We start from the raw sequence: 14,043 nt of genomic DNA on the forward strand, positions 1-14,043 counted from the left end.
GCTCCGACCGAACGAGTGGGCGGCAGGTCACGCCCGACGGTCCTGGTTCGTTTCCGCGACGGGTGGCGTTCCCTCTTCGACGAAGACGAACCGTCGGTAGGACCAGAATCGGAACAGCGTGCCGAACCCGGTGCCCACGACGAAGCTGGCGATGTTGTCGGCCAGCCGGGTCTGGAAGACCGCCGGCCAGATGCTGCCGAGCCCGTAGTGACTGATGGCGAGGCAGGCCACCGCGATGCCCAGGCCCACCGCGTTGAAGAAGAAGAAGAGCGCGTACTCGCGCGCCGGGTGGGAGCGCTTGCGGTGGCGCCACGTCCAGAACCGGTTGCCCAGGAAGGCGACGGTCGCCGCGATGACCGTCGCGATCGTCTTGGCCGTGACCTGCTCGACGCCCTGCGGCCCGATCAGGTAGTTGAACAGGACGAAGTCGATGACGAAGGCGACGCCGCCGACGGTGGCGAACTTGCTCATTTCCCGTACGAGGTGACCGAAGCGGTCGATCAGGGAGTGAACCAGACCCGGACGGGTCTGCCGGGAGCCTGGCTCCCCGGTCATTGTCGCGGCCACTGTGCGAGCGTACCGGTTGGCGGGCTCGGGAGCGGGTAGCAACGGGCGTCGAGGAGCACCGTCACGTGGCCGGTCGGCGGTGTGGCGGCCCGGACCGACATGGACGGAGCGTAACGGCATCCGTGTGATCGGGTGTTGTTGACGCTTCGGCGCGCCAGGTCACAAAACGCTGCCACGGCCATCGGTGAGGCGCCGCCAGCAGGAGGTCCGCCGGAGAATTTGCGTGAAACTGCGCGTGAAAGCGGGTAAAGGCTCGTGATGCCGCAGCGTGACCGCACCTTGTGCAGTTCTTCACAACCAGTCCCACTGACTGGGGAGGTTGCTCGGTTTACGCTGAGGCCAATCCCAGGTTTCCACGAAGGCGACGCGCATCGCGGCGCCGAGTTTCGTGCACTCCATAGACCGGTCAGCGTCGACCACAAGGAGATGTGTCATGGTTGCTCCGGCCACCGTTCGGGGTATCGATCAGGCCCCTACGTCCCACCCGAAACTTCTCGCCTGGGTCCGTGAGGTCGCTGAACTGACCACCCCTGACCAGGTCGTGTGGGTGGACGGGTCCGACGAGGAATGGCGTCGCCTCACCGACGAACTGGTCGAAGCCGGAACACTCATCCGGCTGAACCCCGAGAAGAAGCCCAATTCGTTCTACACGCGTACCGACCCGACGGACGTCGCCCGGGTCGAGGAGCGCACCTTCATCTGTTCCGTGGACGAAGCGGACGCCGGGCCCACCAACAACTGGATGGCGCCGGCCGAGATGAAGCGGACCATGACGGAGCTGTACCGCGGCGCGATGCGCGGGCGGACCATGTACGTCATCCCGTTCGTGATGGGTCCGGTCGAGGCTGAGAAGCCCATGTTCGGGGTGGAGATCACGGACAGCCCGTACGTGGTCGCGTCCATGCGGATCATGACCCGGATGGGTGCCAAGATCCTGGAGGCGATGGGCGAGGACGCGGACTTCGTGCGCGCCCTGCACTCGATCGGCGCGCCGCTGGCACCCGGCCAGCAGGACGTGGCCTGGCCGTGCAACGAGACCAAGTACATCTCCCACTTCCCGGAGACCCGCGAGATCTGGTCCTTCGGTTCCGGGTACGGCGGTAACTCGCTGCTCGGCAAGAAGTGCTACGCCCTGCGGATCGCCAGCGTGATGGGGCGGGACGAGGGCTGGCTCGCCGAGCACATGCTGATCCTGAAGATCACGTCGCCGGAGGGGCGGGTCTACCACATCGCCGGTGCCTTCCCGTCGGCCTGCGGCAAGACCAACCTGGCGATGCTGGAGCCGACCATCCCGGGTTGGAAGGTCGAGACGATCGGCGACGACATCGCCTGGATGCGGTTCGGCCCGGACGGACGGCTCTACGCGATCAACCCGGAGTACGGCCTGTTCGGCGTCGCCCCGGGCACCGACTGGAAGACCAACGCCAACGCCATGCGGACGCTGGAGCGGGGCAACTCCATCTTCACCAACGTCGCCCTCACCGACGACGGTGACGTCTGGTGGGAGGGCATGGGCGAGCCGCCCGCCCACCTGATCGACTGGAAGGGCAACGACTGGACGCCGGAGAGCGACAGCCTCTCCTCGCACGCGAACAGCCGGTTCTGCACCCCGATCACCCAGTGCCCGATCCTGGCGGAGGACTACTACAACCCGAACGGCGTACCGATCGACGCGATCCTGTTCGGTGGCCGGCGTCGCGACACCGTGCCGCTGGTGACCGAGGCCCGCGACTGGGTGCACGGCGTCTACATGGGTGCCACGCTCTCCTCGGAGACCACGGCCGCCGCGTCCGGCGCGGTCGGTGTGGTCCGCCGCGACCCGATGGCGATGCTGCCGTTCATCGGCTACCACGCCGGTGACTACTTCCGGCACTGGATCGAGATGGGCAAGGGCGTCGACGGCGACGAGTCGAAGCTGCCGAAGGTGTACTACGTCAACTGGTTCCGTAAGGACCCGGAGGGTGGTTTCCTCTGGCCGGGCTTCGGCGAGAACTCGCGGGTCCTCAAGTGGATCATCGAGCGGATCGAGGGCCAGGCGGACGCCGTGGAGACCCCGATCGGCATGGTCCCGACGCTGGACTCGCTGGACGTCGAGGGTCTGGACATGACGCCGGAGGACGTCCGCATCGCGCTGAAGGTGGACCCGCAGGAGTGGCGTGACGAGTTGCCGCTGATCACCGAGTGGTTCGAGAAGTTCGGCGACAAGCTGCCCGGGGTCCTCTGGGCCGAGCTGGACGCCCTGCGGGCCCGACTCGACGCGGAGCAGCCGCAGCAGCAGGTGTGATCGACGCCGGATCCGGGCATCATCGGATCCCATGAGGACGGCCGCCGAGACCGAGGTCCGGCGGCCGTCCGCCGTCCGGGCCCTGACCGCACTGTTGGCGGTGACCGCAGCGGCCACCGTCGTGGTCGAGGTGCTCAACTGGTGGTACGCGCCGGAGCAGGGTTTCGGACTCGCCGTGCGTACCGGGTGGGCGATGCTTCGCTCGTTCGGATTCCTGCTGCTCATCGGGCATGTGCGGCGCGGTCGGACGGTGGCCCGTCCGTTCGGCCTGATCCTCTCCGTCACCACGGTCTTCGCGGTCGGGCGGCTGATCGTGCCCCGTCAGGGCGTACCGCCGTTGCCCGGTCTGCTCGGTTTCGCCCTGCTCACCGCGCTCTGCGCCACCGTGGTCTGGCTGCTGTACCGGTCGCCGACGCTCGCCGAACACCTGGTACGACACCGAGCCCGACTGGTGATCGACCGCTCCGGCATCTCCTGGCGGGAAACACCTCCGCGTCGGCCGGAGGCGAGCGCCTGGCTGTTGACCAGCCGGGTCGCGGCGTTCACGTACAGCCCGCTGATGCTGGTTCCGGCCCTGGTCGCCACCGCCGCGATCCTGGACGGGCGGTTGATCGCCGTGCCCGCCGTGCTGTTCTGGCTGGGCGCCGGCATCGCGACCAGCTACCTGGTGCTGTTCTGCACCGCGTTCCTGATGCGTGGGCGGCGGTGGGCGGGCACGCTGCTCGTCGTCGTCACCGTCGTCGTGCTCGCCGTCGACCTGCCATTGTGCTGGTGGCTGCTCGGCGTCGACGGCCTGGTACGCGACGGTGCGCCGCTGGTAGTCGCCGCCGTCCTCACCGTCTACGCCATCCGCCGCGCCGCCCGCACCCACCCCTAACCCGGCCTCAAGATCCGGACAACTTCCCTGGTGTTGCTGCCTCAGCCCGAGGCGGAGCCAGCAACTTCCCTGAAGTTGTTCGGATCTTGAAGTGCCGGCAGGCGCGCATCGGCCACCGGCACACGGATCCACGCGGCGGCTCGCTACCCTGCTAGGTGATGACTCTGCGGAAACTTCTCTACTCCGTCTACGAGCGGCGGCTCACGGCCAAGCTCGCGGGCCGACCGGTGCCCCGCCACGTGGGTGTGATGTGTGACGGAAACCGCAGGTGGGCGCGGGACATGGGGTTCGTCGATCCGAACGACGGGCACCGGCGGGGCGCCGAGCGGATCAAGGAGCTGCTGCGCTGGTGTGACGCTGCGGGTGTCGGGCACATCACGCTGTGGCTGCTCTCCACGGACAACCTCTCGCGCCCGGCGACGGAGTTGGACCCGCTGCTCCAGATCATCGAGGACCTCACCACCGAACTGGCCGAGGAGGGCAACCCCTGGCGGCTGCGGATGGTGGGTGCGCTGGACGTGTTGCCGGCGCACCATGCGAACGCGCTCAAGGCTGCCGAGGAGCGGACCCGGCAGCGCACCGGCGGCGCTCAGGTCAACATCGCCGTGGGCTACGGCGGCCGGCGGGAGATCGCCGACGCGGTGCGCTCGTTGCTGCTGGAGCACGCGGCGAACGGTGGCACGCTGGAGGAACTGGCCGGATCGCTCGACGTCGACGACATCTCCGAGCACCTGTACACCCGGGGACTGCCGGATCCGGATCTGATCATCCGGACCAGCGGGGAACAGCGGCTCTCCGGCTTCATGCTCTGGCAGTCGGCGCACTCGGAGTTCTACTTCTGCGAGTTGAACTGGCCCGAGTTCCGGCGGGTCGACTTCCTTCGCGCGCTGCGCTCCTACGCCACCCGCCAGCGCCGCTACGGGGTCTGAGACCCGGCGCGGCTCGCTCGCTCAGCTGAGCCGGTGGGTGGCCTCGGTGAGGAAGTCACCCAGGTCGGCCGGGGAGTCGATGGTGAGGTCGGCGGCTTCGGCGACCTCGTCGCCGGTCTCCGGGTTGGCGACGGCGACGCAGACACCGATGAAGTCCGGGTCGGCCGCAGCGCGGGCGCGTAGCGCCGCGAACGCCTTGATGTCGGAGACATCGTCACCGAAGTACCAGGCCGCGCGTACTCCCTGCACGAGTTCGTCGATCACCATGCCCTTGTCCCGGTCGACCGGCGGCTTGATCTCCAGGACCATCCGGCCGACCTGCACCCGTAGACCGAGGCGTTCGGCCTGGTCGCGTCCCCACTGCTCGACGGTGGCGGCGAGGTGCGGCGTGGTCCGCCAGTGCAGGGCGACGGAGAGACGCTTGTACTCCACGAGGGTGCCGGGCGGTAGTTCGGCGCGGGCCACGTCGGCGAGTTCGGCCATTGTGGGCACCCACGGCAGGGCGGCCGGCTCGGTGACCGTGTCGCCGCCGGAATGGCTGTGTTCCAGGCCGTAGAGCCCGTACAGGTCGACGCCGCTGAGCCCGTCGAAGTGCTCGCGCAGGAAGTCGACCGGCCGGGCCGAGACGATCGCGACGCGCTGTACGACCGGGGCGAGCGCCTCGATGGCGGCCAGCACCTTCGGTGCGGGCTGCACCTGGGTCGGGTCGTCGGCGACCGGCGCGAGGGTTCCGTCGAAGTCGAAGAAGAGGACGGTCTCGGCGACCCGGTCGGCGGTCGCCCGCCAGGCATGGTCGGCGTTCAGCGGAGTCTTCGGCTGCTGGTTGCCCAGATTTAACGGCGGCACGCGCGACAGCGTACCCCGGGTTCGGCCGGTCAATCCTGACGTGAATGCGGCGTGAAAGTGAATGGATTCAGCGTTCGGCGGCTCCACGTCCCCGGCGTCCGAACGGCACCACCGCCGCGTCCTGCCCGTGACTGAGCAGGTAGCCCTCCACGAAGCCGGAGTTCCGGTCGCCGGTGTGTGCCTCGATCTCCCGCAACCGCTCCACCAGGAACTCGGTGAGCGCGGTGAGCCGATCGTTGAGCCGCTCGTGTAGTTCGGCGACGACGGCCAGCACGATCGCGGTGCCCGCAGTGGCGAGCGCGAAGAGGTTGACGAGCAGCGGAAGCTGCCCGCCGTTCAGGGTCAGGGTCACCGCGTTCCCGGTGACGCACAGCGTCACGGAGACCGTCGCGACCACGACAGCCAACCATTTCAGGGTCATGGAGCGACCCCTTTCTGTCCCGCAGGGCTGGGTTCGGCCTTGTCCCGTCCCCCCGCCGACGACGAGCCCAAGCAGTACAAACACGGACGCTAGCGCGCCCGATCCCGCCCCGAAGCGAAACGAATGAGGTTGACCTGCCGTTCTTTCGCCATCTGAGGAACTAGCTGGCGGCTTCTCCTCGTTTCCGGACACCGAGCGGCAGCGTCGGGCGGTATGCGAGGTAACGAATGGTTTCTCGGATGTGGAACTTCTCCGCGTCCGAGACGGCCGGGTCGACCAGCCGGCGGAGCAGCGCCTCGACGTCGGGGTCCATCGGTGGTGGTGACGGCGCGCTCCGGCGGGAGGCTGTCCGGTCCCAGCCCAGCGCCGTGAAGGCCGCGGCCGGGTCGAGCCCGAGGCCCTCGCAGAACGCCACCACCCGTTCGGCTTCCGGGTCGCTGGCCCAGTCACCGCGTACCCACCGGTTGATGGTCTGTCGGGAGACGCCGGTGCGTCGGGAGACCTCGGTGCCGCTCCAGGCCCGGGTCGCGCGGGCCTCGTCGAGGGCGCGCCGGACGAAGGTGGCGAAGGCGATCTTCCGCGCGCTGGTCGTCTCGGTCACCTCGTGACCGTACGGCCGCTGCGCCCGGGTAACGGTGCCTGCCACGCCTTTGTCACGCTTGCGTGACGTCATTGCAGTGTGGCCGGAGGGGGGTCCAGCACTCTTCCTGAGGGGTGCCACCTGGGCAGGATAGATGTACGTAGGTGTAGGGGCAAACGAACGAAAAGCTGATACTGTCACGTTCATGGGACAACCTACGGTGTGTCACGTGCATGAGACGATCAGTGCTCACCTGCGTCACGCGCCCGGTGCGAGGGGGACGCGGTGACCGAACTCGCAACCCGTGCCCAGGCGTTCGGCCTGGTGGCCGAGGGGGTTGCCGCCGGGCTGAGTGCGCCATGGCGCCTCTACCTCGCCCGCGGCTGCCGCTACCTCTCGCTCAGCGTCGGTGATCGAGCCGAATGGAACGCCTGGCGGACCCACCTCGGCTGCCCGGAACTGAGCGTGCGGGTCTACGACGCCGGCGGCGAGATCCGCCGTTCCTCCATGGCCGAGGTGGTGATGGACGGCTGCCGGATCAGCGTCGAGCTGGTAGAGGAGATCGGCACCGACGACCTCGACCGACTCCTGATGGCCGACCCCACCACCATCGAACCGGAGGAGCGATGACGGTCGCGCGGGGAACCGGAGCCGCCGGATGAGTCCATTCCTGGCGATCTTCCTGGTACTCGTACTCGCCGCGACGAGCTACGCGGCAGGGCGGCTGCACGGGCAGCTCAGCTACCGGATCGGCTATCGGTTCGGCTACCGGCAGGGCTACTTCGACGGGGATCGCGGCGCGTGGAACCGGCGTCGCCGGGACGCCCAGGCGGCCATCGCCTCCGCCCTCGCCGTCACGGCACGTCCGTCACCTGCCGCCCGAGTCTCGGCCACTGCGAACCCCCTGCCGCCCCGGGGCACCTGCCCGCCACCGGCGGCCCTGCGGTCCGACGGACCGTCTGGGGAGATCGAGCAGGGTTCCGGGGCCCGTCCAGGCACCACGTACACCGGTTCGTCCTTCGCGGAGCCGGCCGCCTCGATCACCGGGCGGCACCCGACCGGCACCCTCGTCCGACGGACCGGCTGAACCGGTCGACGGGCTCCGGCCCGTCCACACGCGCGGCGCGTACGCCTCTTCGCAGGTGGTGCCGCGGGGCCACGTCAGACCGGTGGCGGTGGTCCCACCGGCCGGGATGCGCGCAGGGGGCATGCATCCCGGCCGGTTCACCCCTGCTGGCGGCCAGTGCTACGCCGTACGCCGCCGGTTGCCGACGCCGTCCGGCCGCAGATCGTCACCAGGGATCCGGCGCGGCCGGGAGGCGTGGCCCGGTGCGGTGTCCAGGAGACGCACTAGCCGGGACGGGTGCGGGGAGCTAGCGTCTAGGCATGGCGCGGGGTTGTCCCGAGCCAGCCGGCCCGCCCGGCCTGCGACCTCGCGCACGGGGCCCGCATCCGACCCCGTGTCAGCCGGGCATCCGGAGGAGGCGGACCGCGGGTGGCCGGGTGCCCATCCGCCGGAGCAGGCCTGTGACGACTCGCCGTACGACCGCCGGTGCCGACCAGGGCCCGGCCGCGACTACCACGACCCGCCGCAGCACCCGGAGCCGCCGTGCGGCGGCCGCCGGTTCGGCCGATCCCCGGGAGCCCCGCCCAGCGGGCCAGTCCTTCGTGCTGGACACCTCCGTTCTGCTCAGCGACCCGGCGGCGTTCCACCGCTTCGACGAGCACGAGGTGGTGCTTCCGCTGGTGGTGATCTCCGAACTGGAGGGCAAGCGGCATCACCCGGAGCTGGGGTGGTTCGCCCGACAGTCGCTGCGCATGCTGGACGAACTGCGGGTGCGACACGGCCGGCTGGACCGGCCCGTGCCGGCCAACGACGTCGGCGGCACGCTGCGGGTGGAGCTGAACCACACCGACGACGGCGTCCTGCCGCCGGGTTTCCGCAACGAGTCCAACGACGCCCGGATCCTCTCCGTCGCGTTGAACCTCGCCGCTGAGGGGCGGGAGGTGACCCTGGTCAGCAAGGACATGCCGCTGCGGGTCAAGGCCGCCTCCGTGGGGCTGCGCGCGGACGAGTACCGGCACGGCCAGGCCAGCGACCCGACCTGGACGGGAATGGCCGAGCTGGAACTCGTCGAGGACGACATCGCCCGGCTCTACGCGGGAGAGGCCATCGACGTGGACGCGGCGGCGGGTCTGCCCTGCCACACCGGGCTGGTGCTGCACTCGTCGCGAGGCTCGGCGCTCGGCCGGGTGCTGCCGGACAAGACCGTACGGCTGGTGCGTGGTGACCGGGAGGCGTTCGGCGTGCACGGGCGCTCGGCCGAGCAGCGGGTCGCGCTCGACCTGCTGCTCGACGAGTCGATCGGCATCGTCTCGCTCGGTGGTCGGGCCGGCACCGGCAAATCCGCCCTGGCGCTGTGCGCGGGGTTGGAGGCGGTGATGGAACGTCGCCGGCACAAGAAGGTGATCGTCTTCCGCCCGTTGTACGCCGTCGGCGGGCAGGAACTGGGTTACCTGCCCGGCTCGGAGGCGGAGAAGATGTCGCCCTGGGCGCAGGCGGTCTTCGACACCCTCGGCGCGGTGGTGCACGAGAACGTGTTGGAGGAGGTCACCTCACGCGGTCTGCTGGAGGTGCTGCCGCTGACCCACATCCGGGGCCGCAGTTTGCATGACGCGTTCGTCATCGTCGACGAGGCGCAGTCGCTGGAGCGCGGTGTGCTGCTGACCGTGCTCTCCCGGATCGGTCAGGGCTCCCGGGTGGTGCTGACCCACGATGTCGCGCAGCGGGACAATCTGCGCGTCGGGCGCCATGACGGGGTAACCGCCGTGATCGAGGCGCTGAAGGGTCATCAGCTCTTCGCGCACGTGACGCTCAGCCGTTCGGAGCGCTCGCCTATCGCCGCGATGGTGACGGACCTGTTGGAGGACATCCCGACCTGACGGGCGGTTTGGGCGTTTCGCAGGGAAATATGGCGTGACCCACGTCACAATTGGGGTCCGTGGTTTCCCAACCGCCTCACTGTGCGCGATTGTGTCCCACGGGCGCCCACGCACCTCCCGCATCGTCGGTGATCGTTCGTCGCCACCAGGACGACGGAGGACGCCGGGATACGACAGGTGCGTCCACGGTGGCCGGCAAGCCGGCCACGGGCGCCCGTGGCGCGTCACGACCCAGTGCGGTCGCTGCGCGCCGCGTCCCTGAACCCGACGAAGGGATCACTTCGTGAGTCGGCCGTGGAGCCGGTTCGCCGCCCGCACCGCAGCCGTCGCGCTGCTCTCGGTGGGTGTAGCCGGCGGTTTCTACCTGAGCGAGGACCGCCAGTCGCAACGCTCGAATCCAGGCCAGCAGCAGGTGGCCGGCAGCGTCAGCGAGATCGACGTCAACGTCGAGTACCGGCAGGAGGAGACGGTCTCCCGCCAGGTCCGCACCGCCCGTCAGCAGGCGTCCGAGGTCCGGAAGCAGGCCAAGGCCGCCGCCGAGAAGGCCCGTAAGGCCGAGGAGGCAGCCCGCCGGAAGGCCGCCGAGAAGGCTGCCAAGGAGGCCGCCGCCCGAGCCGCGAAGCCGTACGACGGGCCGATCCCCGAGTCCTGCGAGGAGTACAGCGGCAACCGGAAGGTCGGCTGCGCACTCATGATCGACGCGGGCTTCAAGATCGACCAGTTCCCCTGCCTGGACAAGCTCTGGCAGAAGGAGAGCGGCTGGAACCACAAGGCCCGTAACCGCTCCTCCGGGGCGTACGGCATTCCGCAGGCGTACCCGGGGAGCAAGATGGCCTCGGTCGGCTCGGACTGGGAGACCAACCCGGTCACCCAGATCAAGTGGGGGCTCGGCTACATCAAGGGTCGATACAGCACCCCCTGCGGGGCGTGGACACACTCGCAGAACAAGGGCTACTACTGAGCCGAATCACAGCGGCGGGGCGCGGACGAACGCACCCCGCCGCTGTGTCGCGTCTCGGGAAGAGTGGCGGCTGCCCGCGTTTGCTGATAGCTGTTGACGGGTGACCCTGCTCCCCGGAAGTGGCGACCCCTACCGGTTCGGCACCGTAGCCTTCTACGCGTCCATCGGTCGGGCGTTCGTCGCCATGTGCGCGGTGGTGCCGGTGCTCTTCCTGATCGAGGGTCTCGATGTCTGGCTCGGCGCCGGGTTCGACTCCGCAGCCGGGATCATCCCGCAGCGCCTCGACGGGCTGGACGGCGTCTTCTTCTCACCGTTCCTGCACCACGGGTTCGACCACCTCTACAGCAACAGCATCCCGCTGATCCTCCTCGGCACCTTCGTGCTGGCGGCGGGCGCTCGGCGCTTCCTCTGGTCCACCCTGGTGATCGTCCTGGTCAGCGGGCTCGGCGTGTGGTTCACCGGCTCGCCCAACACGATCGTGGTCGGAGCCAGCGGGGTGATCTTCGGCTACCTCGGGATCCTGCTCACCCGGGGCATCTTCGAGCGGAGCTGGTGGAACTTCGCCGTGTTCCTGCTGGTCGGGCTCCTCTACGGCGGCCAGTTGGCCGGGGTGCTGCCCACCGACGAACGGATCTCCTGGCAGGGGCACCTGTTCGGGCTGCTCGGCGGCATCGTGGCGGCGATCATCTTCCGTCGACGCCGGTCCGACCTCGACGGGCCGTACCGCTCCGAGTCCTCGATGACCATGCCCTGACCCGTCCGCCGAGCGTCGCGATCGCCACGGCGGCCAGGGTCAGCACGACGCCGAGCAGGGTGGTCCCGTCGGGCCGCGCCGCAGCGGGCAGCAGCAGGTCCAGCAGCGCCGCACCGACCACCTGTCCGGAGACGGTGGCCAGGCCGAGTAGCAGCACGCCGGTGAGGCGGACCACTGCGGCGGCCACCGCGATGAAGGTGACGCCGACCGGTCCGCCGAGGTAGAGCCAGACATCGGAGGGGAGCCCGCCGGGCGGCAGGCCCCGGAACGCGAGGCTGACCACGAACGCGGCCAGGAGCACCGCCGTACCGACGGCGAAGTTCACCAGCGTGGCGGTCAACGTGCTGTCGCTGGCCACCCGCACCCAGCCGTTTACCGCCTGCTGCCAGGCCACCGCCACCCCGGCCAGCAGCGGCAGGACCGCCAGACCGAGGATCGCCGGCTGACCGATCCGGTCGCCGACCGCCACCAGCACCGCGACCACGGTCAGCACCGCGCCGGCCAACCGGGCGACGGTCACCGGGCGGCGGCCACCCGGGCCGATCCCCGCCCGGTCGACGAGCAGGCTGCTGGCGGACTGGCCGGCCACGATCGCCACGGTGAACACCGCGACTCCCAGGGTGCCGACCGTGACCCCCTGGCTGAACACCAGGAACGCGCCACAGGCGCCGCCGAGACACTGCCAGGGGCGAAGTGTCCCCCGGGAGAGGGCGGTCCGCAGCGTCGCCAGCCCGCGCCGCCCGGCAGCGGTGGCCGGGACCAGCACCAGCAACAGCACCAGGCCCGATCCGAACGAGATGACGGCGGCGGCGAGCCCGTCGCCGAGGCGTACGCCCAACTCGCCGTTGATCCGCGACTGCGTCGCCACCCCGACCCCGGCCACGGTCGCCAGCGCCACCGCGCCGAGCCGGCGACCCGCCGACACCGTCGGCCGGGTCGCCGTCAGGGTGCTCAAGCCTGTTCGTCCAGCGGTCGGCCGTCGAAATCCACCGCCGAGTAGAGCGCCAGCTTCTCCAACCGGTGGTACGAGTCGATCACCCGGATCGTGCCGCTCTTGGAGCGCATCACGATCGACTGGGTGTACGCCCCGCCAGCCCGGTACCGCACCCCGCGCAGCAGGTCACCGGAGGTGATGCCGGTGGCCACGAAGAAGCAGTTGTCGCCGGTGACCAGGTCGTCGGTGGTGAGTACCCGGTCCAGGTCGTGGCCGGCGGCGATCGCCTTCTCGCGTTCGGCGTCGTCCCGTGGCCAGAGCTTGGCCTGCATCATGCCGCCCATGCACTTGAGCGCGCAGGCGGCGGTGATCCCCTCCGGGGTGCCGCCGATGCCCATCAGCACGTCGACGTCCGACTCTCCCCGTGCGGCGGCGATCGCACCGGCGATGTCGCCGTCGGAGATGAAGCGGATGCCGGCGCCGGTGCGGCGGATCTCGTCGACCAGGCCGTCGTGCCGGGACCGGTCGAGCACACAGACGGTGACCTCGGAGACGCTGGTGCCCTTGGCCTTGGCGATGCGGCGCAGGTTCTCCACGGTGCCGGCCTCGATGTCCACCACGTCCGCGTACGCCGGGCCGACGGCGAGCTTCTCCATGTAGAAGACCGCGCTCGGGTCGAACATCGCACCCCGTTCGGCCACCGCCAGCACCGCGAGGGCGTTCGGCATCCCCTTGCTCATCAGGGTGGTGCCGTCGATCGGGTCGACCGCGACGTCCACCTCGGGGCCGTCGCCGTCGCCGACCTCCTCACCGTTGAAGAGCATCGGGGCGTTGTCCTTCTCGCCCTCGCCGATCACCACGACGCCCTTCATCGGGATCGAGTTGATCAGCTTGCGCATGGCGTCGACGGCGGCGCCGTCGCCGCCCTCCTTGTCACCCCGGCCGACCCACCGGCCGGCGGCCATCGCTGCCGCCTCGGTGACCCTGACCAGATCGAGGGCGAGGTTGCGGTCGAGGTTCTGGGGAATTCGCGTCCTGGTAGTGGTCATGTGAACGGCTCCTCCTCGCGGCGGTGCGGGGCGGGCCGGCGCTGCCGGCTTCGGTCCTGATCCTCACACGATGGCGGACGCGCGGCCGGGCCGGGGCGGTGATGGGAGGGATACCGCCGGTCGGGCGGCTGCCAGAATGGCGGGGTGGAACCTGCACAGCCTGCCGACCGCGTACCCGCTGATCAGCCTGGGCCCGCACCCGCTGCGGAGTCCGGGGCGACGCCGGGGGCAGCCGACCAACCCGTGCCGCCGCCCGCCGCCGTGAAATCCGACCGGTCCCCCCGGGACATGGCGATCTCGCTGCTGGTGCTGCTGATCCCGATCGTCCTGCTGCTCGCCTTCTACCGGGGTTTCCTCGGTGGGGACCAGCCGACCACTGTCGATCCCACGCCCGCCTTCGAGCAGGCGAGGGCGGCGGGTGCGTTCCCGGTGAGCGAACCGGCCGCACTGGGCGACGGGTGGCGCACCGTACGCGCGAGCTACCGCACGGCAGAGGGCGGGGCGGTCCTGCGGGTGGGATATGTCACCCCCGAGGGGCGGGGCCTGCAACTCGTGCAGAGCGACGTGCCGCCGGAGCGGCTGTTGCCGATCGAGTTGACCGAAGAGGGGCGGCCGCAGGGGCAGACCGACCTCGGGTCCAGCACCTGGCAGCGCTACACGGCCCGGGGCAACGAGCAGGCGTTGGTGCTGCTCCAGCCGGAGCGTACGGTGATCGTCGTCGGCGACGCCCGGGACAACGAGCTGCGGGCCCTCGCCATTGCCGTGGACTGATCCGGCCGCGCCCGGGACGGCCCCGGGGGCGCTCCGATCGGCGGTGGTGCCCCCTTTCTGTCGGTCGGGTCCGCTACGCTCCCCGGGTTCGATGCCTTGCCGGTTTCGACCGGCCAGGATTCCCGGC

The 14,043-nt window shown here is 70.0% G+C and carries 15 protein-coding genes; 9 read left to right on the top strand and 6 right to left on the bottom strand.

Annotated elements, in window-relative coordinates; translation table 11 throughout:
* Positions 1–27: 27 nt before the first annotated feature.
* Positions 28–609, bottom strand: coding sequence for a GtrA family protein (locus ACLQ2S_RS14290; protein ID WP_425701852.1), 582 nt, complete (start codon positions 607–609; stop codon positions 28–30).
* A gap of 391 nt (positions 610–1,000) precedes the next feature.
* On the opposite strand from ACLQ2S_RS14290, the gene ACLQ2S_RS14295 reads away from it, so the two are divergent.
* The 3 genes from ACLQ2S_RS14295 to ACLQ2S_RS14305 all read left to right on the top strand — a co-directional run bounded on the left by ACLQ2S_RS14295 (position 1,001) and on the right by ACLQ2S_RS14305 (position 4,657).
* On the top strand, positions 1,001–2,851 hold the full coding sequence (locus ACLQ2S_RS14295) for a phosphoenolpyruvate carboxykinase (GTP) (RefSeq protein ID WP_425701833.1): 1,851 nt from the start codon (positions 1,001–1,003) through the stop codon (positions 2,849–2,851).
* Between the two features lie 31 nt (positions 2,852–2,882).
* On the top strand, positions 2,883–3,728 hold the full coding sequence (locus ACLQ2S_RS14300; RefSeq protein WP_155215135.1) for a hypothetical protein: 846 nt from the start codon (positions 2,883–2,885) through the stop codon (positions 3,726–3,728).
* Positions 3,729–3,886: 158 nt separating this feature from the next.
* Positions 3,887–4,657 carry an isoprenyl transferase gene (locus ACLQ2S_RS14305; RefSeq protein ID WP_155215134.1) on the top strand — a complete coding sequence of 257 codons (771 nt, stop codon included), beginning with the start codon at positions 3,887–3,889 and terminating at the stop codon, positions 4,655–4,657.
* Between the two features lie 21 nt (positions 4,658–4,678).
* Here the strand turns inward: ACLQ2S_RS14305 and otsB are convergent, their stop codons facing one another.
* The 3 genes from otsB to ACLQ2S_RS14320 form a co-directional block, all read right to left on the bottom strand.
* Positions 4,679–5,503 (bottom strand): trehalose-phosphatase, encoded by an 825-nt coding sequence (otsB, locus tag ACLQ2S_RS14310; RefSeq protein ID WP_309222691.1) that lies wholly within the window; start codon positions 5,501–5,503, stop codon positions 4,679–4,681.
* Between the two features lie 67 nt (positions 5,504–5,570).
* Complete coding sequence (locus ACLQ2S_RS14315; RefSeq protein ID WP_155215133.1) at positions 5,571–5,924, bottom strand: hypothetical protein; 354 nt, start codon at positions 5,922–5,924, stop codon at positions 5,571–5,573.
* A 160-nt stretch (positions 5,925–6,084) separates the two neighbouring features.
* The gene (locus ACLQ2S_RS14320; RefSeq protein ID WP_425701834.1) at positions 6,085–6,525 is read right to left on the bottom strand and encodes an XRE family transcriptional regulator; all 441 of its coding nucleotides are present in this window, start codon (positions 6,523–6,525) and stop codon (positions 6,085–6,087) included.
* A gap of 264 nt (positions 6,526–6,789) precedes the next feature.
* On the opposite strand from ACLQ2S_RS14320, the gene ACLQ2S_RS14325 reads away from it, so the two are divergent.
* The 5 genes from ACLQ2S_RS14325 to ACLQ2S_RS14345 all read left to right on the top strand — a co-directional run bounded on the left by ACLQ2S_RS14325 (position 6,790) and on the right by ACLQ2S_RS14345 (position 11,162).
* Positions 6,790–7,134, top strand: coding sequence for a hypothetical protein (locus ACLQ2S_RS14325; protein ID WP_309222689.1), 345 nt, complete (start codon positions 6,790–6,792; stop codon positions 7,132–7,134).
* A gap of 28 nt (positions 7,135–7,162) precedes the next feature.
* Positions 7,163–7,591, top strand: a complete 429-nt coding sequence (locus tag ACLQ2S_RS14330; protein WP_155215131.1) for a hypothetical protein — start codon at positions 7,163–7,165, stop codon at positions 7,589–7,591.
* Positions 7,592–8,031: 440 nt separating this feature from the next.
* On the top strand, positions 8,032–9,447 hold the full coding sequence (locus tag ACLQ2S_RS14335; protein ID WP_309222688.1) for a PhoH family protein: 1,416 nt from the start codon (positions 8,032–8,034) through the stop codon (positions 9,445–9,447).
* Between the two features lie 283 nt (positions 9,448–9,730).
* The gene (locus ACLQ2S_RS14340) at positions 9,731–10,408 is read left to right on the top strand and encodes a lytic transglycosylase domain-containing protein (RefSeq protein ID WP_309222687.1); all 678 of its coding nucleotides are present in this window, start codon (positions 9,731–9,733) and stop codon (positions 10,406–10,408) included.
* Between the two features lie 100 nt (positions 10,409–10,508).
* Positions 10,509–11,162, top strand: a complete 654-nt coding sequence (locus ACLQ2S_RS14345) for a rhomboid family intramembrane serine protease (RefSeq protein ID WP_309222686.1) — start codon at positions 10,509–10,511, stop codon at positions 11,160–11,162.
* Here ACLQ2S_RS14345 and ACLQ2S_RS14350 read toward each other — a convergent pair.
* Both ACLQ2S_RS14350 and glpX read right to left on the bottom strand, forming a co-directional pair.
* A complete protein-coding gene (locus ACLQ2S_RS14350; protein WP_155215370.1) occupies positions 11,092–12,108 on the bottom strand; it encodes a DMT family transporter in 1,017 nt (338 codons plus the stop codon). The genes ACLQ2S_RS14345 and ACLQ2S_RS14350 overlap by 71 nt on opposite strands.
* Positions 12,109–12,113: 5 nt before the next feature.
* Positions 12,114–13,145 (bottom strand): class II fructose-bisphosphatase, encoded by a 1,032-nt coding sequence (gene glpX / locus ACLQ2S_RS14355; RefSeq protein WP_155215130.1) that lies wholly within the window; start codon positions 13,143–13,145, stop codon positions 12,114–12,116.
* 144 nt (positions 13,146–13,289) lie between these two features.
* Here glpX and ACLQ2S_RS14360 point away from each other — a divergent pair, with 144 nt between their 5' ends.
* Complete coding sequence (locus tag ACLQ2S_RS14360; RefSeq protein ID WP_309222685.1) at positions 13,290–13,916, top strand: DUF4245 domain-containing protein; 627 nt, start codon at positions 13,290–13,292, stop codon at positions 13,914–13,916.
* Positions 13,917–14,043: the final 127 nt, after the last annotated feature.

The organism is Micromonospora sp. DT48 (assembly GCF_049844495.1).
Lineage (GTDB): Bacteria > Actinomycetota > Actinomycetes > Mycobacteriales > Micromonosporaceae > Micromonospora.

Coding starts and splice junctions, on each gene's coding strand:
- ACLQ2S_RS14315 (WP_155215133.1), bottom strand. CDS start 5,924: ATGACCCTGAAATGGTTGGCTGTCGTGGTCGCGACGGTCTCCGTGACG.
- ACLQ2S_RS14330 (WP_155215131.1), top strand. CDS start 7,163: ATGAGTCCATTCCTGGCGATCTTCCTGGTACTCGTACTCGCCGCGACG.
- glpX (WP_155215130.1), bottom strand. CDS start 13,145: ATGACCACTACCAGGACGCGAATTCCCCAGAACCTCGACCGCAACCTC.
- ACLQ2S_RS14300 (WP_155215135.1), top strand. CDS start 2,883: ATGAGGACGGCCGCCGAGACCGAGGTCCGGCGGCCGTCCGCCGTCCGG.
- ACLQ2S_RS14295 (WP_425701833.1), top strand. CDS start 1,001: ATGGTTGCTCCGGCCACCGTTCGGGGTATCGATCAGGCCCCTACGTCC.
- ACLQ2S_RS14305 (WP_155215134.1), top strand. CDS start 3,887: ATGACTCTGCGGAAACTTCTCTACTCCGTCTACGAGCGGCGGCTCACG.